Below are 21,218 nucleotides of genomic sequence, written 5' to 3' on the forward strand. Positions count from 1 at the left end.
TCGATCCATGCCCTGTTTTTTTATTAAACAGGAGTCGACGTAGATGCAACCCACAGCAATCGATAGCAAAAGCCACCCCAACGAACGTATCGCCTTTGTCCAGGCTTGCTGGCACAAGGATATCGTCGATCAGAGCCGTAAAGGTTTCGTCGAGGAAATGGGCCGCCTGGGCTATCAGGAATCCGATATCGATTTCTTTGAAGTCGGTGGCGCGTTCGAAATCCCCCTGCACGCCAAGCTGCTGGCCCAGAGCGGCCGCTATGCCGGCGTGATCGGTGCAGCACTGGTGGTGGACGGCGGTATCTATCGTCACGAATTCGTGGCGCAGACCGTGGTCAGCGCGCTGATGCAAGTGCAGCTGGAAACCGAAGTCCCGGTGTTCTCGGTGGTACTGACCCCGCACCACTTCCATGATGGCGAGCAGCACCACACCTACTTCTTCAATCACTTCCTGCACAAAGGCATCGAAGCGGCCAAGACCTGCGCCGATACCCTGCACAAAGTGCGCACGCTGCGCCGCTTGCAGCCGCAGCAGAAGATCGCGGTTTAACGAGCAATACATTCCCTGGGGGAGCGAGCTCTGCTGGCGAAGAGGCCGGCATTGCCGGTGGTGTATCGAGCAGGTTTGCATTGCACGATATACAACACTTGCGGGCAGAGCCCGCTCCCACCGTTATAACGAATGGGGCACCACCAGGATGCCGGCGCGCAAGCCGTTGGCAACCTTTGGATTAGGGAAAATGATCCTCGCGCCCTGCTCCTCGACCTTCCAGCGCTTGCCCGGGCCATCGTCCGCCAACAGCATGCCCTGCTCCAGTTCCGTAAAATTCTCCACGCTCGCCGCCAGGTGCAATTGGAACGCATCCGTGTACTTGATGATTTCCCGTGACACCCGAAACAGCTGCAAGCCATTCAGAGCGTCCGCCTGCGGCACTTCGGTGCCGGCAATCAACTCGCTCAGCTTGATGCGCAGGCGACTCAGATCCACTTGCTGATTCTGGCCGAAAGGCCGGGCCTTGCCGAGCTCCAGGGTGAACGCCTCGGCCGCCAGCTGTTCGCGGGTATAGGCACTGAAGGTGATGGACGTCTTGTTCTGCAGCAACACCGCCTGCATGCCGGCCTCGCTCAGGCGCGCCAGTTCGAGCCGCGATGGCTCGCAGTCCTGGCGAAATGGATACAGGGCGAACTGCTCGATGCGCGAGCCTCGTATGGCAGTGTGCAAGTCGTAATGCAGACGCGTGCGCTCGGGCACGCTGAAAAAAGCCGACGCCAGCCGTTCCAGCTCGTGGGCGCGCAGGGCTTCGTTGCCGCTGTACTGTTCATGGCGACCATTGAACATGCGGTTGACGTCATGCTTCAGGTAGCGCTCGCCACGACGAATCGCTTCGGGGTTGCCGAACAGGAACAGCACCCGCGCCCGCACCTTGAGATCGCCGCGAGCCACCTCGTGCAGCAGCTCGTCGAGCAGCTCGATCGGCGCGGTCTCGTTGCCGTGGATGCCGGCCGACAGCAGCAGGTCCATGCCGTTGTCCTGGCCCTCCGGAGGCCGCACTTCGAGCGCACCCTCTCCCATCCAGCGCAGACGCACGCCGCCTTGGGTCAACTGGATCTTCTCGGCGGGCTCACGGCCCGCCAGAGTCAGTTCGAGCAGCTTGCCGAGCGCGAGCATAGGCCGATGTCCTTAGTGGGTGTGACCGCAGTCGGGGCCGTGTACGTGGCCGTCATCTTCGTCGCCAGCATCGGCGGGTTCCATTTCCAGCTGCAGGCTGACCAGGTTGGTCGCCAGCGGGCGAAGCAGCAGATTGGCAAATTCGGCGTCGCCTTCTTCCACATCGACACCGATGAGCAATTGCCCACGGCCATCCTGCTGAATCCACACTTCCTTGCCTTGCCAGATCACCGCGAAGCGGGTGCAGGAGGTTTCCAGCTGGGTGCCATCGGTATCTTCAAGGATCAGTTGCAGGGCGTCGGACATCGTTGTGTTCTCTCAGTTGAGTTGGAATGGATAAACCGCACCCAGATTCAGGATCCCGGTCAGTTCATCCAGTGCCGTACGGCACTCGTTCAATAATTGCGGATCGGCCATGTCGCTTTCGCCCAGGCGGTCGCGATAATGCCGGTCGACCCACTGCGTCAGTGTGTCGTACAACGGCGCGGTCATGATAACCCCTGGGTTGACCGCTGCCAGTTCCTGTTCGTTGAGCGCCACCCGCAAGCGCAGGCAGGCCGGGCCGCCGCCGTTTTGCATACTCTGCTTGAGATCGAAGACCTTGACCTCGCCGATCGGACCACCCGACTGCGTCAACTGCTGCAGATACGCCCAGACCCGCGGGTTGTTATTGCACTCCTGCGGTACGATCAACAGCATCGAACCATCGGCTCGCGACAGCAACTGACTGTTGAACAGATAGGAACGCACCGCATCTTCCACCGAAACATCGGCCCGCGGCACGCTGATGGCCTGGAACTCGCCACCACGCCTTGCCAGTTTAGCGTGCAGTTCGGCGATCAGCGCTGGCGTGTCGAGAAAGGCGTCCTGGTGATGGAACAGCAACTCGCCATTACCCACCGCAATCACGTCATTATGAAACACGCCTTGATCGATGACCGCTGGATTCTGCTGGGCGAACACCACGCCGTCATCGCTCAGGCCGTGCAACCGCGCTACCGCCTGGGACGCTTCGAGGGTCTGGCGCGCGGGATACTTCTGCGGCGCCGCGTAGCGGGTGTCGAAGGCGCTACGGCCATACACGAAAAACTCGACGCCCGGTTCACCGTAGTGGCGACAGAAGCGCGTATGGTTGGCCGCGCCTTCGTCTCCGAACTGCGCAACCGCTGGCAAGGCGGCGTGATGAACGAAATGCGCGGGGTCGTTGAACATCGATGCCAGCACCCGACTGGTGGTCGGGTGCTCGATGCTGCGATGGTATTTGCAGTTGAGGTTGGCCGCCGTGAAATGGACGCGGCCATCACTCGTGTCGGCGCTGGGGCTGACCGTGGCGGCATTGGCCACCCACATGCTGGACGCCGAAGCGCTGGCGATGAGCAAGGGCATGGCATCGCGCGCGGCCCGCTCGATCACCTGACTGTCACTCCCGGTAAAGCCCAACGCACGCAGCCCGGCGACGTCCGGGCGCTCCTGCGGGGCCAGCACCCCTTGGACAAAACCCAGCTCCATCAGCGCTTTCATCTTGGCCAGGCCCTGGCGCGCCGCTTCCCGCGGATTGGACGCCAACTGACTGTTACCCTGGGAAGCGACGTTGCCGTACGACAGCCCACCGTAGTTGTGGGTCGGGCCGACCAGACCATCAAAATTGACTTCAAACGCTTTCATCGGCGCAACTCTCCAGCCACGGTGATCTTGGTCTCTAGGGGGCAAGCCCCCTCGCTACAGATTTTTGCGTGCGTCATGTAGCAAGGGGGCTTGCCCCCGGCAACGGTGCTCACAAGGTAATCCCCGGCGACAGGCTGACTGGCAGACTGAGGGTATCGACCTCCAGCGATGCCACCGGGTAGGCGCAGTAATCCGCCGCATACCAGGCGCTGGCGCGATGGTTGCCAGAAGCGCCGACGCCGCCGAACGGTGCGGTACTGGCCGCGCCCGTCAGCTGTTTGTTCCAGTTGACGATACCGGCGCGGCTGTGCAGCCAGAACTGCTGGTAACGATCGGCCGAGTCCGACAGCAGTCCCGCCGCCAGCCCGTACTGAGTGGCGTTGGCCTCGATCAGCGCGTCTTCAAAACGGTGGTAGCGAATCACCTGCAGCAGCGGCCCGAACAGTTCTTCGTCGGGGCGATCGGCGACTGCCGTCACGTCCAGCAAACCGGGGGTCAGCAATGCGGATTGCGGGTCAGGTTGGGTCATGGCCAATAGCGCCAGTGCTCCCTTTGCCAGCAACTGCGCCTGGGCGTCGAGCAGCGACTGCGCAGCGTCCAGGGAGATCACCGAGCCCATGAACGGCGGTGGATCCTGGTCATAGGCGCCCACCTGCAGCTGGCTGCTGACCTCGATCAAGCGCTCAAGCAGACGATCGCCCCAGGCCCCCTCGGGGACGATGAGGCGGCGCGCACACGTGCAGCGCTGGCCGGCGGAAATGAACGCTGATTGGATAATGGCGTAGACCGCCGCATCGAGATCGGCAACCTGCTCGACCACCAGCGGGTTGTTGCCGCCCATCTCCAGCGCCAGGATCTTGTCCGGGCGGCCGGCGAACTGACGGTGCAAGGCGTTGCCGGTACCGCTGGACCCGGTGAAAAACACTCCATCGAGCCCAGGCTCCGCAGCCAGGGCGATGCCGGTGTCGCGGCCGCCTTGCAGGAGGTTCAGCACACCCGCCGGCAGCCCGGCCTCGATCCAGCAGCGCAGGGTCATTTCGGCGACTTTCGGCGTCTGTTCGCTGGGCTTGAATATCACCGTGTTGCCCGCCAGCAACGCCGGGACGATATGACCGTTCGGCAGGTGACCGGGGAAATTGTAAGGTCCGAACACCGCCACCACGCCATGGGGCTTGTGCCGCAAAACTGCATTGGCATCCGCCAGTGGCGCGCTTTTCTCACCCGTGCGCTCGCGGTAACTCTGAATGGAGATGCCGACCTTGTTGATCATGCTGGCGACTTCGGTGGACGCCTCCCAGAGTGGCTTGCCGGTTTCTTCACCGATGCAGTGGGCCAGGGACTGAGCGTGCAGCTTGAGGCTCGCGGCAAAGGCTTCAAGCACGCCGATACGCTGGCTCAGGGCCAGGCTCGCCCAGGCCGGGAATGCCTCGCGCGCGGCCTGGACCGCCTGAGTCACCTGGGCGGCCGAAGCGGCCTGGCCCGTCCAGACACTTTGCTGGCTGACCGGGTTGAGCGACTGCATCACCTCACCCTGACCGTCCAGCCAATGACCCGCAACGTAAAGCGTGCTCATAGTCCTGCCTCCCCGGGCTTGTGACTCGACATGGCGACGGCCCGCACCGAATCCCCCGGACTCATGCGCAGGCGCTTGGCGGTCAACGGGTCGACCACCAGCGTGCCGGCGGCGACACGGGCAGGAGCGGCAGCCACACGGCACTCTTCACGCTTGCGGTTGTGCATCAGGTACACCGGCGCGTCATCACCGGGCGTACCGATGGCCAGCACCAGCACCTGGCTGTCGTGCACGGCACGGATACGTGCGGTTTCGCATTCCAGCGCCGGACCGGCGTCGAAGATGTCGACATAGCCCTGATAGCTGAACCCTTCGCCCTTGAGCATCGACAGGGCCGGCTCGGTGTCGGTATGGACCTGGCCGATGACCTCCCGCGCGGCCGGCGAGAGGAAGCAGGTATACAGTGGGAACTTGGGCATCAGCTCGGCAATGAAGGCTCGATTGCCGACGCCGTTGAGGTAATCCGCCTGGCTGAATTCCATCTTGAAGAAATGCCACCCCAGGCTCTCCCAGAACGGTGAGCGGCCAGCACTGTCGGACATGCCGCGCATCTCGGCGATCACCTTGCGCCCGAACAGCTGCGGGAACTCGGCGATGAACAGCAGGCGCGCCTTGGCCAGCAGTCGGCCATTGAGGCCCTTGCGCTGGTCTTCACGCAGGAACAGCGAGCACAGTTCGGAGTTGCCGGTCAGGTCGTTGGCGAGGAACAGGGTCGGGATTTCGCGATAGATGTTCAGCTCCTGGGAGGCGCTGACCGTCAAGCCGACCCTATAGTTGTACCAGGGCTCGCGCAGGCCCACCGCGCCAGCGATGGCCGAGATGCCAACCACGCTGCCATCGTCGTCCTCAAGCACGAACAGGTAATCGGCATCGCCACGCCCGGCCTCGCCCAGAAAGGTCCTCTCGGCCCAGGTCACGCGATGGGTCAGCCGCTCCTCATTCGCCGGCAGCGTGGTCAGCCCGGCCCCGGTTCCGCGGGCCAGTTCGAGCAGGGCTGGTAAATCGCTGCTGCGTACGGGACGAACGATCATGCTATCTCCTCAGCGCCGGTCAACCGACCGCCGCGACACTCAACCAATGACACACTAGGGCAGGCGTGATGCCTGTCAGACCGCTACCAGGCGCACGCTCACGCCCTCTCCGACACCCAACGCTTCGGCGGCGGCCAGATCGAGCGCCACAGGCTTGCCCGGCACCCAGTCGAGTTCCAGCAACACGGCGCGGTAATCCTGCAACTGGCCGTTGGAAACCAGATATTGGCGCCCACTGCGCCGGCCTTCTTCGATCTTGACCGGCACCACACGACTCTGGGCAATGGAGCGAATGCTCGAGACGCGCGCGTGCAGGGTCGGACCGCCATCGAAGATATCGATGTAGTGGTCCGTCTCGAAGCCTTCTCGCATCAGGATATCGAAGGTGATCTGCGCCCGCGGATGCACCTGGCCCATAGCCTCCTGAGCGGCATCGGGCAACAACGGTACGTAGATGGGGTAATGGGGCATCAACTCAGCGAGAAAGGTCCGGCTCTTGAGCCCGCACAGGCGCTCGGCAGCAGCGTAATTGAGGTCGAAGAAATTGCGCCCGATGGCATCCCAGAACGGTGATTCGCCGTGCTCGTCGCTGTAGCCGACGATTTCGGTGACCACCGAATCGGCGAAGCGCTCGGGATGGCTGGCAACGAACAACAGACGCCCACGCGAGTTGAGCTCCGACCAGGGCGTGCCCACCAGATCGGGGATCACATAGAAACTGGTCAGCAGGCTGTTGCCGGTGAGGTCGTGGCACTGCGACAACACATGAATCTTGTTGTGGATCTTCAGCTCGCGAGACGCGTGCACGAAGGTCTCGTTACGAAAACTGTAGAAGGGCTCGGAATACCCCGCCGAAGCGACGATGGCCGAACAGCCCACCAGACGCCCGCTGGCGGTGTCTTCAAGGACGAAGAAATAGCTTTCTTCGCCATTGAAGCTGACTTCGGCGGCAAACGACGCTTCCGATGCGGCGATCTTGTCGCCCAGGCGCTCGATATCGTCCGGCAGCGAAGTAACACCGATGGGGCTGTCGGCAGCCAGACGCTTGACCTCGTCCAGATCAGCCGTTTGCGCGGGGCGCATGACCAGCATGGGTGTCACTCCTGTCATTGAATCTTGAACAGGCAGCAAGGGATGCCTGCTGCCGTTGATCGGCCTTGATCAGGCCCGGGTAAGCTGTACGACGGCACGCTCGAAACGATCCAGGCCTTCGTCGATGTCGGCGTCTTCGATCACCAGGCTCGGGGCGAAGCGCACGACGTCGGGGCCTGCTTGCAGGATCATCAGGTTCTGCTGTTCGGCAGCGTTGAAGAAATCCTTGGCCCGGCCTTTCCAGGCATCGGTCAGCACACAGCCCAGCAACAGCCCCATACCACGGACCTCGCTGAAAACGCCGTACTTTTCACCGATGGCTTGCAGGCGGGTCACGAAGCGCGTGTGCTTGGCGCGAACACCGGCACGCACTTCAGGTGTATTGATGACGTCCATCACTGCCTCGCCCACCGCGCAGGCCAAGGCATTGCCACCGTAGGTGGTCCCGTGCACGCCCACGGAGAAGTGCTTGGCCAGTTTTTCGGTAGTCAGCATGGCGCCCATGGGGAATCCGCCACCCAGGCTCTTGGCGCTGGAGAGGATGTCCGGAGTCACGCCATAGTTGATGTAGGTGAACAGCTCGCCGCTACGCCCCATGCCGCTTTGCACTTCGTCGAATACCAACAGTGCATTGAACTGATCGCACAGCGCGCGGGCACCTTCAAGGTAGGCTTTGTCGGCCGGCAAGACGCCGCCCTCGCCCTGGATCGGCTCCAGCACGACGGCGCAGGTCTTGTCGGATACGGCGGCCTCGAGGGCAGCCAGGTCGTTGTAAGGCACATGGGTGATGCCGGTGATTTTCGGACCGAAACCGTCGGAATACTTGGGCTGGCCGCCCACGCTGACGGTGAACAGGGTGCGGCCGTGGAAGCTGTTGGTGGCGGCGATGATCTCGTACTTCTCGGCACCATAATTGTCGCTGGCCACGCGGCGGGCCAGCTTGAAGGCGGCCTCGTTGGCTTCGGCGCCGGAGTTGCAGAAGAACACGCGCTCGGCGAAGGTGGCGTCGACCAGTTTTTTGGCGAGGCGCAGGGCCGGCTCGTTGGTGAACACATTGGACACGTGCCACAACTTGTTGGCCTGCTCGGTCAGTGCGCCGACCAGCGCCGGATGGGCGTGGCCCAGCACGTTGACGGCGATGCCGCCGGAGAAGTCGATGAGCTCGCGCCCAGCTTGGTCCCAGACTCGAGAGCCCGCGCCACGTACGGGGATGAACCCGGCCGGTGCATAGTTGGGAACCATTACCTGGTCGAAATCGGCGCGTTGCACCTGAGCATGCTCAACGGACATCAGAGTCTCCTGGAGAGAAACGCCGGCCGAGGACGGCAGGCGGTAAAAGGATTGTAAGGACTGCACGCGAGCGGGCCTTGCCGCCAAGCGACAACTTCTTATAGCGGCACACCCGGCCTGCAAAGAGGTTGTCGACGATGCGACATATACCGTCACAAAAGCGCAGTTTAAACGCTGTGAGGCCGAATGGCACGGCTGTTCAGCCGACGTTGCCACGGGGGACGCCTGGGAGCCTTTAGCCGCGCTCGGCAGACACCGGGGATAGCTCGAACGGGCTGCTGCTGCGCCGCTGGTTGCGGTCTTCGCGGGGCGTGGCGCCGAAGAAGTTGCGATAGGCGCTGGAGAAGTGCGGCCCCGACGAGAAGCCGCAGGACAGGCCGATCTGAATGATCGATTTGCTGGTCTGCATGAGCATCTGCCGGGCCTTGTTCAGGCGCAGCTCCAGGTAGTACTGGCTGGGGACGCGATTGAGGTACTGCTTGAAGATCCGCTCCAGCTGGCGTCGCGACACGCACACGTGCTGGGCGATCTCGTCGGTGGTCAGCGGCTCTTCGATGTTGGCTTCCATCAGCAACACGGCCTGGGTCAGCTTGGGATGGCTGGAGCCCAGGCGATTCTGCAGCGGAATGCGTTGGCGCTCACCGCCCTCGCGGATACGCTCGACCACCAGTTCTTCCGACACCGCACCGGCAAGCTCGGCGCCGTGATCACGGGCCAGCACCGCCAGCAACAGGTCGAGCACCGACAGCCCGCCACAGGCGGTCATGCGGTCGCGGTCCCAGTCGAACAAGTGGCTGGTCGCGATGACCTTGGGGTAGCGCTCGGCGAAATCATCTTGCCAGCGCCAGTGCACCGCCGCCCGATAGCCGTCCAGCAGCCCCAGTTGCGCCAGCGGATAGACCCCGGCCGACAGCCCGCCGATGACACAACCACTGCGCACAAGCTGCTTGAGCGCGCTGCTCAGGGCGCCACTCAGGGCTGCCGGTGGTTCGTCCGCCAACAGGAACAGCTTGCTGCAACCCTCCAGGCGCCCCGCCCACGGCTCGCCCGGCAAGCGCCAGGCACCGCCCTCAATCGGCGTTTCGGCCTGCAGGAACAACAGCTCGTAGCTGACATCCGGATGCACCCGCTGGGCGACGCGCAAGGCTTCTTCGGCCAGGGCCAAAGTCAGGGCCTTGGCGCTGGGCCAGATCAGAAAACCAATTCGTTGGGCTGTCATGGGATACGGTCCGAAACCTGTTCAATGTCGCTGACCGGATGCCTGGGCACCCTGGAAATCCATCCGGTCAAACCGCGAGGTACGCAGCATGCCTTGTTTCTTCGCCCGGTGGCAGCGGCGAACTGTATCAATGCTCGATCCGGCCTATTTGAGGCTGCCGGATAGAAACTGCTGCAAACGTTCGGACTGCGGATTGCTCAACACCTGACGTGGATCGCCCTGCTCCTCGATACGGCCCTGATGGAGAAAAATCAGCTGATTGGACACTTCTCGAGCAAAGCCCATCTCGTGCGTGACCACCACCATGGTCCGGCCTTCCAGGGCCAGGCCTTTCATGACCTTGAGTACGTCGCCGACCAGCTCGGGATCGAGCGCTGAAGTGGGCTCGTCGAACAGCATCACCTCGGGTTCCACCGCCAGCGCCCGGGCGATCGCCACCCGCTGCTGCTCGCCACCGGACATGTGGCCGGGATAGGCATCCTTGCGGTGCCCGACGCCAACCTTGGCGAGATAATGCTCGGCCTTTTCGAGCGCCTCGCGCTTGCTCATGCCGAGCACGTGCATCGGCACTTCAATGACGTTTTCGAGGGCGGTCATGTGCGACCACAGGTTGAAATGCTGGAACACCATGGCCAGCCGCGAACGCAAGCGTTGCAGCTGCTTGGGGTCGGCAGCCCGCAGCGCGCCGTCCTTGCCAGGCACCAGCGCCAGCTCTTCGTCATTGAGCAGGATACGCCCGGCATGGGGTTGCTCAAGCAGGTTGATGCAGCGCAGGAAAGTACTCTTGCCCGAACCGCTGGAGCCGATGATGCTGATGACATCGCCGGCCTTGGCGGCCAGCGACACGCCTTTGAGCACCTCGTGGCTGCCGTAGCGTTTGTGCAGGTCCTGGACTTCGAGTTTGTACATATTCAGCGGTCTCAATCGGCGCTCGGGCGCCTGTGACGAAAAAGGCTCAGTGACGCGGCGCCATGTAGCCCAGCCAGCGGCGCTCGGCGCGCTTGAACAGGCGGACAAGGATGAAGGTCAGGCACAGATAGAACGCCCCGGCGGTGATGTACGCCTCGAACGGGAAGTAATACTTGGCGTAGACCGTCTGCGCAGCACCGGTGATATCCATAAGGGTAACGATGGACGCCAGACTGGTGGTCTGCAGCATCATGATTACCTCGTTGCTGTATTGCGGCAGCGCCCGGCGCAAGGCCGAGGGCAGCAGGATGCGCCGATACAGCTGGCGCGGCGACATGCCCATGGCGCGGGCGGCCTCGATCTCGCCCGGCGGCGTGGCGCGCAGGCTGCCTGCAATGATCTCGGCGGTGTAGGCACTGGTATTGATCGCAAACGCCAGGCAGGCGCAGAAGGTCGCGCTCTTGAGCAGCGGCCAGAACAGGCTCTCGCGCACGGCGGCAAACTGCGACAGACCGTAGTAGATCAGAAACAACTGCACCAGCATCGGCGTGCCGCGGATCACGTAGGTGTAGAACCACGCCGGCCAGTTGATCAGGCGGTTCTTCGAGACCCGCATCAGCGCCAGCGGCAAGGCCGCCAGCAAGCCGAAAAACAGCGAAATGCCCAGCAGCTTGAGGGTTTCGAGCATGCCCCAGAAGTACAGTGGCAGGTTGGCCCAGACCACGTGGTAATCGAATATCACAGCAACCCCCTCACAGATCGGCCATCCGCACGCCCACCGAATAGCGGCGCTCGACCCAGCGCAGCACCAGCAGCGACACGCTGGTCAGCACCAGGTACATGCCCGCCACGGCAAGGTAGAAGGTAAAGGGCTTGCCGGTAGCGTCACCGGCCTGCTTGGCCTTGAACATCATGTCTTGCAGGCCGACTACCGACACCAGCGCCGTAGCCTTGGTAAGCACCAGCCAGTTATTGGTGAACCCCGGGATCGCCAGGCGAATCATCTGCGGCACCAGCACCCGGAAGAACACCTTCAGCCGACTCATGCCATAGGCGATACCCGCTTCGGCCTGGCCCTTGGGGATGGCCATGAACGCGCCGCGGAAGGTCTCGGACAGGTAGGCGCCAAAAATGAAACCCAAGGTGAAGATGCCCGACACCAGCGGATCGAGGTCGATGTAGTCGTCATGCCCCAACAGCGGCGCGACGGTATTGAGCAGCACCTGGCCGCCGTAGAAGATCAGCAGTATCAACACCAGGTCGGGGATGCCGCGGATCACCGTCGAATACAGGTCGCCCAACCATGCCACCCAGCGCACCGGCGACAGGCGCATGGCGACGCTGATCAGCCCCAGGGCGATGGCCAGCGCCATCGAACACAAAGCCAGCTCCAGCGTCAGCCATGCTCCGTCGAGAATGACGGCACCGTAACCGCTCAGCACAGGCAAAAGCCATTGGTCATCGAAATGTTCTCCAGCAGAATGTTCTTCAGCAAAACGAACAATGGCGTGCACCACGCCAAAGCCCGCAGCGCACACCATTACAGCCCCTGTAGCGAGGGGGCCTGCATGCGATATGGTTATTGCCCGTAGATATCGAAGTCGAAGTACTTGTCCTGGATCTTCTTGTAGGTGCCGTTGGCGCGGATCGCGGTGATGGCAGCGTTCAAGCGGTCGAGGTCAGCCTGGTCGCCTTTGCGCACAGCGATGCCGATGCCGTCACCGAAGTACTTGGCGTCGGTGAACGCCGGACCGGTGAAAGCGTAGCCTTTGCCGGCGTCGGTGTTGAGGAAACCGTCCTGCAGCAGCGTGGCGTCAGCCAGGGTACCGTCGAGGCGACCGGCGCTGACGTCCAGGTAGATTTCGTTCTGCGAGCTGTAGGGCTTGACCTCGACACCCAGCGGCTGCAGCACTTCGGTGGCGAAACGTTCGTGGATCGAACCACGCTGCACGCCGATGACCTTGCCCTTGAGCTCGGCCATGCTGTCGCTGACCGTGGTGCCCTGCTTCATCACCAGGCGCGCCGGGGTGTTGTAGTACTTGTTGGTGAAGTCCACCGATTGCTTGCGCTCGTCGGTGATCGACATGGACGACAGGATGGCGTCGATCTTGCGCACTTTGAGCGCCGGGATCAGGCCATCGAACGGTTGCTCGACCCAAGTGCACTTGACCTTCATCTCGGCGCACAGGGCGTTGCCGATGTCGTAGTCGAAGCCGACGATGCTGCCATCCGGAGCCTTGGACGCAAACGGAGGATAAGCAGCCTCGATACCGATCTTCAGCGGTTTTTCATCGGCGAAGGCCGACATCGACAGCACGGACAATGCCAGGGCACCAAACAGGGCGAGCTTCTTCATAGGTGAAGACTCCAACGAAAGCGGGCAGTAAAAAGCAGAATGGGGGCGAACCCAGTATGCGAGGGGATACGACAAAGAATGAAATCGGTGGTCGATCAGGGTCGACAATTGACGCGCATTTTAACGACCGATGGCCGGCCGATATTTCTTCAATGCGACAAGTAGTTATAGATGCACCAAGTTGGCGCCGAGCGGGAGTTGACTAAAAACGGATATTCTGAAATCACCAAAAACCCAGTGGGAGCGGCGCATGCCCGCGAAGACCGCAGTCGCAACAACGCGAATCAAAGGCTTCGTGGGCAGAGCCCGCTCCCACTGGGACCGAAGTCAAGCGACTTTCATGGTCCTGTGCGTCTCGATCAGGTGCTGTACCACCCCCGGATCGGCCAAGGTGGAGATATCGCCGAGCGCGTCGTATTCCCCGGTGGCTATCTTGCGCAAGATACGGCGCATGATCTTGCCCGAACGGGTCTTGGGCAGGCCCGGCGCCCACTGGATGACATCCGGCGAAGCGATCGGACCGATCTCCTTACGCACCCAGTTCTTCAGTTCGAGGCGTAAGGCCTCGCTGGGCTCTTCGCCGCCGTTGAGAGTGACGTAGACATAAATGCCCTGGCCTTTCAGGTCATGGGGCACGCCCACCACCGCCGCCTCGGCCACTTTCGGATGGGCGACCATGGCGCTTTCGATCTCGGCCGTGCCCATGCGGTGCCCGGACACGTTGAGCACGTCGTCGACCCGCCCGGTGATCCAGTAGTAGCCATCCTCATCGCGCCGCGCACCGTCGCCGGTGAAGTACATGCCGCGGAAGGTCTTGAAATAGGTGTCGACGAAACGGTCGTGATCGCCATACAGCGTGCGCGACTGACCCGGCCAGGAGTCGAGGATCACCAGATTGCCTTCGTTGGCGCCTTCGATGATGTTACCCAGGTTGTCGACCAGCGCCGGCACCACGCCGAAGAACGGCTTGGTCGCCGAGCCCGGCTTGAGGCCTGTTGCACCCGGCAGCGGGCTGATGAGAATGCCGCCGGTTTCGGTCTGCCACCAGGTGTCGACGATCGGGCAATGCTGCTTGCCGATGGTGTTGTAGTACCAGTTCCAGGCCTCGGGGTTGATGGGCTCACCCACTGAGCCGAGCAGGCGCAGGCTCGAACCGTCTGCACCTTCGACCGCCTTGGTGCCCTCCGCCATCATGGCGCGGATCGCCGTAGGGGCGGTGTAGAGGATGTTGACCTTGTGCTTGTCGATGATTTTCGACAGCCGTGTGATGTCCGGGTAGTTGGGCACGCCTTCGAACAGCAAGGTGGTGGCGCCGTTTGCCAGCGGCCCGTAGACGATGTAGCTGTGGCCAGTGACCCAGCCCACATCGGCGGTGCACCAATAGATGTCGCCAGGCTTGTAGTCGAACACCCGCTCGTGGGTCAGCGCGGCATACACCAGATAGCCCCCAGTGGTGTGCAGCACGCCTTTTGGCTTGCCGGTGGACCCGGAGGTGTAAAGGATGAACAGCGGCTCTTCGGCGCCCATCTCCTTGGGCAGGCAATGACTGGAAGCGACCTTCATCAGGTCTTCGTACCAGATGTCACGATGCTGGTGCCAGGCGATGTCGCCGCCAGTACGCTTGCAGACGATGATCTTCTGCACACTTTTGGTGTCGGGGTTGGTCAGCGCCAGGTCGACGTTAGCCTTCAGCGCCGTGCGCTTGCCGCCACGCAGGCCTTCGTCGGCGGTGATCACCACCTTGGACTGGCAGTCGCTGATGCGCCCGGCCAGGGCCTCGGGCGAGAAGCCGCCGAATACCACGGAGTGAATGGCGCCGATGCGCGTGCAGGCCAGCATCGCCACCACGGCCTCGGGAATCATCGGCATGTAGATAGTCACGACGTCGCCGCGGTGCACGTCCTGACCGCGCAGGGCGTTGGCGAACTTGCAGACTTGCTCGTGCAGCTCGCGGTAGGTGATGTTGCGGTGTTCCGAAGGGTCATCGCCCTCCCAGATGATCGCTATCTGATCGCCGCGCTCGGCGAGGTGCCGGTCCAGGCAATTATGGGAAACGTTGAGCGTCCCGTCGGCAAACCACTTGATATCGACATGGTGATCGTCGAAGGACGTCTGTTTGACCGTGGTAAAGGGCTTGATCCAGTCGAGACGCTGGGCCTGTTCGCGCCAGAAACCGTCGGGGTTGATCACCGACTGCTGATACATCGCCTTGTAGGTCGCTTCGTCCGTCAAGGTACTAGCCGCTACGTCGGGGCGAACCGGATAAAGGGAAGCCGCACTCATCATAAGGTTCCTCAGCACAATCGTTGTTTTTGTATGGCCGTGTTGTAAGCCGGATCCCCGCTAAAGGCCATTCGACAATGGTAGTAAAACAAGGGTAGCCAATTATTCATGCGAGGGATGGGCGCGTAAAAGGTTCACCGCGGCCAATGCGTTCAATGCCCTTCGCTGACGCCATAGGCCCGCAGTTTGTTGGCGATGGTGGTATGGGAAACCCCCAGGCGTTTGCCCAACGAGCGACTGGTGCCGAAATCGCGATACAGGCGTTCGAGCACGGCCTTTTCGAAGCGCCCGACGATTTCGCCCAGGTCGCCATCCAGGGAAAACTCGCCGAGCGGCGGTTGCTCGCCGAAATCCGCCAGGCGCAAATGCTCGGCGCGGATCAAGCGCCCTGCGCTCAAGGCCACTGCCTGGAACAGCACGTCTTCGAGCTGGCGCACATTGCCTGGCCAGTGATAGAGCCGCAACCGGTCTTGCGCGCTAGGCAACAACGTCGGCAGCGGGCAGCCGATCTGATGGCTCGCCTGAGCCAGAAAATGCCGCTCCAGCTCGCCGAGGCCGTCCATGCAGTCGCGCAAGGGCGGAATATCAAGCGTCAACACGCTGAGGCGCCGGTGCAGCTCCTGGCTGAATTCGCCAAGCTCGCTGCTGGCGGCCAGATCGATCTGGGTCGAACAGATAATGCGAACATCCAGCGCCACCTGCTCCTCGCTGCCGACCCGGCAGAACCAGCCCTGCTGCAGATAGCTGAGCAATTTGGCCTGCAGGCGCGGGCTCAACGCCCCGACGCCGTCAATCAACAGGCTGCCGCCGGCCGCCAGTTCCAACAGCCCGAGGCGGCCATCGCTGCGCGCGCCCTCGAACGCCGCCGGGCCGTAGCCGAACAGCTCGGTGTCGATCATCGGCTCCGACAAATCGGCGCAGTTGAGCACCATGAAGGGTGCCTGGGCCCGCGGACTGAGGAAATGGCAGGCGCGGGCGAGGAGTTTCTTGCCGGTGCCGGGCTCGCCACTGATCAGCAGCGGTGCATCGACCGTGGCCATGCGCTGCGCCGCTTCGACCACCGCCGTCAGGGCCCGCGAGCTGTGAAAGATACTGTCGAAACCATGTAGCTCGCGTTTGCGCACCTGATAGATGCCCTCGCCCACGTGATCGGCACGGTGCAGGGTCAGCACCGCACCGGCCAGGCTGTCTTCCTCGGCGACCGGTGCGTCCAGCGGGGCGATATCGGCCAGATAGGCGTCACCGCAGACGTTCATCCGCAGCCCCTGAACCGCCGAGGCGTTGGCGCCAAGCAGGTCCGGCAAGTGCGCAGCATCGGTGTAGTGCGACAGCTCCAGGCCATGCAGTTGATCGACAGGCACTTCGAGCATTTGCACCGCAGCACGATTGGCGGCGACGATGGCACCGTCGCGATCGATGGACAGCACCGGGTCGCGCAGCGCGCCCAGCAGGGTGTCAAGTTCGGTACGCTGGCGCTCGCTGGGCATCAGGTGCACGCTACGCAAGCTGATCACACCCGCCACAGCCGATAACGCTGCAGATATCGCCTGCAAACCGTCGCGCGTCAGTTGCGGGCAGCGCAGGTACAGCACGTCGTTGTTATTGCCTGCGACTTCGGTACGCGACACCTGGATATCCTGCGCAATCAGCAGGTCGAGGATGTCGCGCAGAATGCCGATTCGATTCTGGCAATGAACCTTGATTCGCATGGCCAATCCTTATTGTCATGAGGCACGCATTGAGCGATGGGCGAATGCGGGGAACCGTGTAAAGAATAGATGACAAAATAGACCGCTCGTCCGTTACGGTGATCGTCGGTCAATGGATCTACCGTTCGTCGGCAACGCCGACCTCAACCACTCAGGAGTGCCCGATGACGACCCTCGACAAAGCCCGATGCGAACCCTGCCGCACCGACTCCCCCCGCGTCGACGCCGCCCAGTCGCCCGCCCTGCTACGTCAGCTCCCCGGCTGGCAGGTAGAGAATCGATACGGTATCGAACAACTGGAAAAGAGCTTCAGCTTCGAGAATTTTCGCCAGGCACTGGAATTTGCCAATGCCGTGGGCGAACTGGCCGAAGCCGAAGATCACCACCCGGCGCTGCTGACCGAGTGGGGCAAGGTCACCGTGACCTGGTGGACCCATTCGATCAAGGGGCTGCACCGCAATGATTTCATCATGGCGGCGCGCACCGAGCGGGCTTTCTTGGAGCGCTGAATCACGCTGTGAGCGCGTCGCTAGCGAAGGTCGCCGCGCAGCACCTGTACCTGTTCGCGCAAGCGCCCGGGCAGCAGCGCATCGGCCGCCGCCGGCTGCCCCGCGACCACCGTTACATGCGACCACAGCCGACGGAACACGCCCTTGTTGGGGTCGCGACTGAAAAAACTGCCCCACAGCCCTTGCAGCGCCATGGGGATCACCGGCACCGGGCTGGACTTGAGAATGGTGGTGACGCCACCCTTGAACTCATTGATTTCGCCGTCGGCCGTCAGCTTGCCCTCAGGGAAGATGCACACCAGTTCGCCCTGCGCCAGGTACGCCTGGATACGCGCAAACGCCTGCTCGTAAACCGCCAGGTCCTCACTGCGCCCGGCAATCGGGATTGCTCCGGCGGTGCGGAAGATGAAGTTGAGCACCGGCAGCCGGTAGATCTTGTAATACATCACGAAGCGAATCGGCCGCCGCACCGCACCACTGATCAGCAATGCATCGACGAACGACACATGGTTGCACACCAGCAGCGCCGCGCCCTCCTCCGGAATCAGTTCGAGGCCGCGGTGCTCTACCCGGTACATCGAATGCCCGAGCAGCCAGATCAAAAAGCGCATGGTGAATTCCGGCACGATGCGGAAGATGTACACGCTGACCAGCACGTTGAGCAACGACACCACAAGAAACAGCTGCGGGATCGACAGCTTGACCACGCTCAACAGCACGATCGAGACAATCGCCGACACCACCATGAACAGCGCGTTGAGAATGTTGTTGGCGGCAATCACCCGCGCCCGTTCATGCTCGGGGGTTCGCGACTGAATCAGTGCATACAGCGGCACGATATAGAAGCCACCGAACACCCCCAGGCCGAGGATATCGAACAACACCCACCAGGCCTGGCCGATCGCCAGGACCTGTGTCCAGCCCAAGGCCGTATCGCCAGGCGGGAAGCCGCCCGAGTGCCACCACAGCAGCAGTCCGAAGAAGGTCAGGCCGAAGGCGCCGAACGGCACCAGGCCGATCTCCACCTTGCGCCCGGACAGCCGCTCGCAAAGCATCGAGCCCAGGGCGATGCCGACCGAAAATACCGTGAGGATCAAGGTCACCACGGTTTCGTCGCCATCCATCCACTGCTTGGCATACTCAGGAATCTGGGTCAGGTAGATGGCCCCGACGAACCAGAACCACGAGTTGCCGACGATCGAGCGCGACACCGCCTTGGTCTGCCCCAGCCCCATGCGCAAGGTAGCGGCGGTCTGGGTGAAAATGTTCCACTTGATCTGCATGCCGGGCGTTGACGCCGCCGTGCGCGGAATCCCGCGGCTGGCCAGGTACCCCAGCGCGGCGATGGCGACGATGGCCACGCCGACGATAGGCTCGTAGTGGGAATTGGACATGATCACGCCGGCACTGATGGTGCCGGCCAGAATCGCCAGGAAGGTGCCCATTTCCACCAGGCCGTTGCCGCCGACCAGCTCTTCGGGTCGTAACGCCTGCGGCAGGATCGAATACTTGACCGGCCCGAACAGCGCCGAGTGGGTGCCCATGGCGAACAGCGCCAGAAGCATCATCCACAGATGGTTGAACATGAACCCCGTGGCGCCCACCGCCATGATCACGATTTCGGCGAGCTTGATCACCCGAATCAACTGGTCCTTGGGGTATTTCTCGCCCACCTGGCCGGCCAGCGCCGAAAACAGAAAGAACGGCAGGATGAACAGCATCGCGCACAGATTGACCCAAATGGAGCGGTCTCCGTCGATGTTGAGCTTGTAGAGAATGGCGAGGATCAGCGATTGCTTGAAGACGTTATCGTTGAACGCGCCCAGCGATTGCGTCACGAAAAACGGCAGAAAACGCCGCTTGCCCAACAGACTGAATTGCGACTGGCTCATCGTCCCTGTACCTATGTGGCGCCGAAGGTCGGCCGAATAAGGCCAAATGCGACTTAGCCTTATCGATTGGATTGCCGATGTCCACAAAAAGCCACAACAAACGCCGCATCACCGCATCGCAATCATTGCGCGAGCGCAGCGGCTGCCGGCTTGCGCCACAGACCGATCAAGGCCAGCAGGCACAGGCAGATCAGGCCGATGGCATAACCGTCGCTGGTAGCGATCAGGCCGAAATGCTGCACGGCAAAGCCCGCGCACAGGGCCGGCAGGCAGAACGCCAGGTAGCTCAAGACATAAAAGGTCGCCATCAGCCCTGCCCGTTCATGGGCCAGGGCCAAGGGCATGACACTGCGCACCGAGCCCAGAAAACCGCTGCCGAAACCGGCGCCCGCTACCACCGTGCCAATAAAGAACAGCAACACCCCGCCACTGTGCATGGCCAGCAGGATCAGCGCCGCACCTGCGGCCAGAAAACTCGCACCCAACACCAGGCTGCGTTGCGCCGAACCATGGCGCATCACCGCGATGGCCAGCGCACCGCTGAGCGTCATGGTGGCCACCAGAGCGCCGCCGAGCAGATTGGAGGTCGAGCCGGTGACAGCGCGCACCAATGACGGCGCCAGGGACAGAAAGAACCCGCCCAGCGACCAGGTGGCGACATCCACCGGCAGCATCCGCAGCAAGGCCTGGCGCGCCTGCGGCGGCACACTCAGCGCCGGACGCAACGAAGCCAGCGCGCCAGGTTGCGGGCTGACGCTTTCGCGCAGGCGCCAGAGCAGCAGCACCTGCACCACGAAGCAGCCGAGCATGGCAATGTAGGACAACTGCAACGGCCACGGCGCATATTGCAGCAGCACGCTGGTGCCGAAGGCACCCACCGCCATGCCGATCAAGGGCGACAGGCTGTTGATCAAGGGCCCCTTGTCGCGGTGATAATCGATCAAGGCCGCACCCAGCACGCTGGTGGCCATGCCGGTAGCGAACCCTTGCAGCAGGCGCGCCGCGATCAACCAGGCAACGCTATCGGCGTAGATGAACAGCAGCATCGCCGGAATTTCCAGGAGCAACGCCAGCAACAACACGGGCCGCCGGCCGAGGTAGTCGGACAGCGACCCTACGGTAAGCAATGCCAGCAGCAGGCTGAAGGCGTATACCGCGAATATCAACGTCAAGGTCGCGGAGGAAAATCCCCAGGCTTCCTGATACAAATGGTACAGCGGCGTCGGCGCGCTGGACGCCGCCAGAAAGCTCACCAGAATGAACGACAGATAGACCAGCGCCGTACGATCGGCAAACCCGCGGGGCGCTGTCGTCGAAGATGAAGCAGTGGAATCAGCGGACATGTGCAGGCCCTCCCGTTAAAGCTACATTTTTGCGTTAAAGGAGTCTGTACCCCTCCCGAGCTTAAAGCAAACGCTTTGTGTTAAGGTCACGCCATGGCTATTAAAGAAGGTATTCGCACGGGGGGCCGCAGTGCCCGTGTACAGGAATCGATCCACGCGGCCGTGCGCGCACTGCTCGTCGAGCAGGATCGCGCATCCATCACCGTGCCGCAAATCGCCGCACGCGCGGGGGTCACGCCGTCGACCATCTATCGGCGCTGGGGCGACCTCACCGCCTTGCTGGCCGACGTCGCGGTGTCGCGCCTGCAACCGGACAGCGGCCCGCTCGACACCGGCTCGCTGCGCGGTGATCTGCTGGCCTGGGCCGAACAGTATCTTGACGAGATGAACTCCGAACCCGGCCGCAACATGGCCCGCGACATCGTCAGCAGTTGCAGCTCGGGCTATTGCACGACCATCTTGCGCGGCCAGCTGCAGGCGATCATCGACCGCGCCCGGGCCCGTGACGAGGTCGCCCCCGATGCGGATCGGCTGCTCGACCTGATCGTCGCGCCGATCCTCTTTCGCCTGCTGTTCGCCGAAGCGCCCGCCACCACGGAACATGTCCAAAGCCTGGTCGACAGCAGCCTTTCGACCTTGGTCGGCGCTGACTAAAAGCGGGCTGCATGGCAGACTGCG

At 62.5% G+C, this 21,218-nt stretch carries 19 protein-coding genes; 3 read left to right on the forward strand and 16 right to left on the reverse strand.

Going from position 1 to position 21,218, the window contains the following annotated elements; all coding sequences use genetic code 11:
• Positions 1-43: 43 nt before the first annotated feature.
• Positions 44-550 (forward strand): 6,7-dimethyl-8-ribityllumazine synthase, encoded by a 507-nt coding sequence (locus tag REH34_RS06435; RefSeq protein WP_311971134.1) that lies wholly within the window; start codon positions 44-46, stop codon positions 548-550.
• 123 nt (positions 551-673) lie between these two features.
• Here the strand turns inward: REH34_RS06435 and astE are convergent, their stop codons facing one another.
• The 14 genes from astE to REH34_RS06505 all read right to left on the reverse strand — a co-directional run bounded on the left by astE (position 674) and on the right by REH34_RS06505 (position 16,796).
• Positions 674-1,669 carry a succinylglutamate desuccinylase gene (astE, locus tag REH34_RS06440; RefSeq protein WP_311971135.1) on the reverse strand — a complete coding sequence of 332 codons (996 nt, stop codon included), beginning with the start codon at positions 1,667-1,669 and terminating at the stop codon, positions 674-676.
• A 12-nt stretch (positions 1,670-1,681) separates the two neighbouring features.
• Complete coding sequence (locus REH34_RS06445; protein ID WP_226505829.1) at positions 1,682-1,975, reverse strand: topoisomerase II; 294 nt, start codon at positions 1,973-1,975, stop codon at positions 1,682-1,684.
• A 12-nt stretch (positions 1,976-1,987) separates the two neighbouring features.
• Positions 1,988-3,334 carry an N-succinylarginine dihydrolase gene (astB, locus tag REH34_RS06450; RefSeq protein ID WP_311971136.1) on the reverse strand — a complete coding sequence of 449 codons (1,347 nt, stop codon included), beginning with the start codon at positions 3,332-3,334 and terminating at the stop codon, positions 1,988-1,990.
• A 109-nt stretch (positions 3,335-3,443) separates the two neighbouring features.
• A complete protein-coding gene (astD, locus tag REH34_RS06455) occupies positions 3,444-4,907 on the reverse strand; it encodes a succinylglutamate-semialdehyde dehydrogenase (RefSeq protein WP_311971137.1) in 1,464 nt (487 codons plus the stop codon).
• Positions 4,904-5,938: an arginine N-succinyltransferase gene (astA, locus tag REH34_RS06460; RefSeq protein WP_311971138.1), complete on the reverse strand. Its 1,035-nt coding sequence runs from the start codon at positions 5,936-5,938 to the stop codon at positions 4,904-4,906. Before astA ends, astD begins: the two co-directional genes overlap by 4 nt.
• 75 nt (positions 5,939-6,013) lie before the next feature.
• Positions 6,014-7,030, reverse strand: coding sequence for an arginine/ornithine succinyltransferase subunit alpha (gene aruF / locus REH34_RS06465; RefSeq protein ID WP_226505833.1), 1,017 nt, complete (start codon positions 7,028-7,030; stop codon positions 6,014-6,016).
• Between the two features lie 69 nt (positions 7,031-7,099).
• On the reverse strand, positions 7,100-8,320 hold the full coding sequence (locus REH34_RS06470) for an aspartate aminotransferase family protein (protein WP_311971139.1): 1,221 nt from the start codon (positions 8,318-8,320) through the stop codon (positions 7,100-7,102).
• 235 nt (positions 8,321-8,555) lie between these two features.
• Positions 8,556-9,539: a transcriptional regulator ArgR gene (argR, locus tag REH34_RS06475; protein WP_311971141.1), complete on the reverse strand. Its 984-nt coding sequence runs from the start codon at positions 9,537-9,539 to the stop codon at positions 8,556-8,558.
• A 144-nt stretch (positions 9,540-9,683) separates the two neighbouring features.
• Positions 9,684-10,448, reverse strand: a complete 765-nt coding sequence (locus REH34_RS06480; RefSeq protein ID WP_311971142.1) for an ATP-binding cassette domain-containing protein — start codon at positions 10,446-10,448, stop codon at positions 9,684-9,686.
• A gap of 46 nt (positions 10,449-10,494) precedes the next feature.
• A complete protein-coding gene (locus REH34_RS06485; protein WP_226505837.1) occupies positions 10,495-11,190 on the reverse strand; it encodes an ABC transporter permease in 696 nt (231 codons plus the stop codon).
• 10 nt (positions 11,191-11,200) lie between these two features.
• Positions 11,201-11,890, reverse strand: a complete 690-nt coding sequence (locus REH34_RS06490) for an ABC transporter permease (RefSeq protein WP_226505838.1) — start codon at positions 11,888-11,890, stop codon at positions 11,201-11,203.
• Between the two features lie 137 nt (positions 11,891-12,027).
• On the reverse strand, positions 12,028-12,804 hold the full coding sequence (locus REH34_RS06495) for an ABC transporter substrate-binding protein (RefSeq protein ID WP_226505839.1): 777 nt from the start codon (positions 12,802-12,804) through the stop codon (positions 12,028-12,030).
• Between the two features lie 327 nt (positions 12,805-13,131).
• Positions 13,132-15,087, reverse strand: coding sequence for an acetate--CoA ligase (acs, locus tag REH34_RS06500; protein ID WP_311971144.1), 1,956 nt, complete (start codon positions 15,085-15,087; stop codon positions 13,132-13,134).
• A gap of 152 nt (positions 15,088-15,239) precedes the next feature.
• Positions 15,240-16,796: a sigma 54-interacting transcriptional regulator gene (locus tag REH34_RS06505; RefSeq protein ID WP_311971145.1), complete on the reverse strand. Its 1,557-nt coding sequence runs from the start codon at positions 16,794-16,796 to the stop codon at positions 15,240-15,242.
• 164 nt (positions 16,797-16,960) lie between these two features.
• Here REH34_RS06505 and REH34_RS06510 point away from each other — a divergent pair, with 164 nt between their 5' ends.
• Positions 16,961-17,305 carry a 4a-hydroxytetrahydrobiopterin dehydratase gene (locus tag REH34_RS06510; RefSeq protein ID WP_311971146.1) on the forward strand — a complete coding sequence of 115 codons (345 nt, stop codon included), beginning with the start codon at positions 16,961-16,963 and terminating at the stop codon, positions 17,303-17,305.
• Between the two features lie 20 nt (positions 17,306-17,325).
• Here REH34_RS06510 and REH34_RS06515 read toward each other — a convergent pair whose 3' ends face one another.
• Together REH34_RS06515 and REH34_RS06520 are read right to left on the reverse strand one after the other, a co-directional pair.
• Complete coding sequence (locus REH34_RS06515) at positions 17,326-19,197, reverse strand: MFS transporter (RefSeq protein WP_311971147.1); 1,872 nt, start codon at positions 19,195-19,197, stop codon at positions 17,326-17,328.
• A 122-nt stretch (positions 19,198-19,319) separates the two neighbouring features.
• Positions 19,320-20,540 (reverse strand): MFS transporter, encoded by a 1,221-nt coding sequence (locus tag REH34_RS06520; protein WP_311971148.1) that lies wholly within the window; start codon positions 20,538-20,540, stop codon positions 19,320-19,322.
• Positions 20,541-20,633: 93 nt separating this feature from the next.
• Between REH34_RS06520 and REH34_RS06525 the strand changes: the two genes are divergently transcribed.
• Positions 20,634-21,194, forward strand: a complete 561-nt coding sequence (locus REH34_RS06525; protein ID WP_226505845.1) for a TetR/AcrR family transcriptional regulator — start codon at positions 20,634-20,636, stop codon at positions 21,192-21,194.
• Positions 21,195-21,218 lie beyond the last annotated feature (24 nt).

It is taken from the genome of Pseudomonas baltica, assembly GCF_031880315.1.
Classification (GTDB): Bacteria; Pseudomonadota; Gammaproteobacteria; order Pseudomonadales; family Pseudomonadaceae; genus Aquipseudomonas.

Excerpts from the sequence above, each read along its gene's own strand:
- REH34_RS06480 (WP_311971142.1), bottom strand. The coding sequence starts at position 10,448 with ATGTACAAACTCGAAGTCCAGGACCTGCACAAACGCTACGGCAGCCAC.
- REH34_RS06515 (WP_311971147.1), bottom strand. The coding sequence starts at position 19,197 with ATGAGCCAGTCGCAATTCAGTCTGTTGGGCAAGCGGCGTTTTCTGCCG.
- astE (WP_311971135.1), bottom strand. The coding sequence starts at position 1,669 with ATGCTCGCGCTCGGCAAGCTGCTCGAACTGACTCTGGCGGGCCGTGAG.
- REH34_RS06520 (WP_311971148.1), bottom strand. The coding sequence starts at position 20,540 with ATGTCCGCTGATTCCACTGCTTCATCTTCGACGACAGCGCCCCGCGGG.
- REH34_RS06525 (WP_226505845.1), top strand. The coding sequence starts at position 20,634 with ATGGCTATTAAAGAAGGTATTCGCACGGGGGGCCGCAGTGCCCGTGTA.
- REH34_RS06510 (WP_311971146.1), top strand. The coding sequence starts at position 16,961 with ATGACGACCCTCGACAAAGCCCGATGCGAACCCTGCCGCACCGACTCC.
- astD (WP_311971137.1), bottom strand. The coding sequence starts at position 4,907 with ATGAGCACGCTTTACGTTGCGGGTCATTGGCTGGACGGTCAGGGTGAG.
- astB (WP_311971136.1), bottom strand. The coding sequence starts at position 3,334 with ATGAAAGCGTTTGAAGTCAATTTTGATGGTCTGGTCGGCCCGACCCAC.
- REH34_RS06495 (WP_226505839.1), bottom strand. The coding sequence starts at position 12,804 with ATGAAGAAGCTCGCCCTGTTTGGTGCCCTGGCATTGTCCGTGCTGTCG.
- REH34_RS06470 (WP_311971139.1), bottom strand. The coding sequence starts at position 8,320 with ATGTCCGTTGAGCATGCTCAGGTGCAACGCGCCGATTTCGACCAGGTA.
- REH34_RS06505 (WP_311971145.1), bottom strand. The coding sequence starts at position 16,796 with ATGCGAATCAAGGTTCATTGCCAGAATCGAATCGGCATTCTGCGCGAC.
- REH34_RS06435 (WP_311971134.1), top strand. The coding sequence starts at position 44 with ATGCAACCCACAGCAATCGATAGCAAAAGCCACCCCAACGAACGTATC.
- acs (WP_311971144.1), bottom strand. The coding sequence starts at position 15,087 with ATGAGTGCGGCTTCCCTTTATCCGGTTCGCCCCGACGTAGCGGCTAGT.
- REH34_RS06445 (WP_226505829.1), bottom strand. The coding sequence starts at position 1,975 with ATGTCCGACGCCCTGCAACTGATCCTTGAAGATACCGATGGCACCCAG.
- argR (WP_311971141.1), bottom strand. The coding sequence starts at position 9,539 with ATGACAGCCCAACGAATTGGTTTTCTGATCTGGCCCAGCGCCAAGGCC.
- aruF (WP_226505833.1), bottom strand. The coding sequence starts at position 7,030 with ATGCTGGTCATGCGCCCCGCGCAAACGGCTGATCTGGACGAGGTCAAG.
- astA (WP_311971138.1), bottom strand. The coding sequence starts at position 5,938 with ATGATCGTTCGTCCCGTACGCAGCAGCGATTTACCAGCCCTGCTCGAA.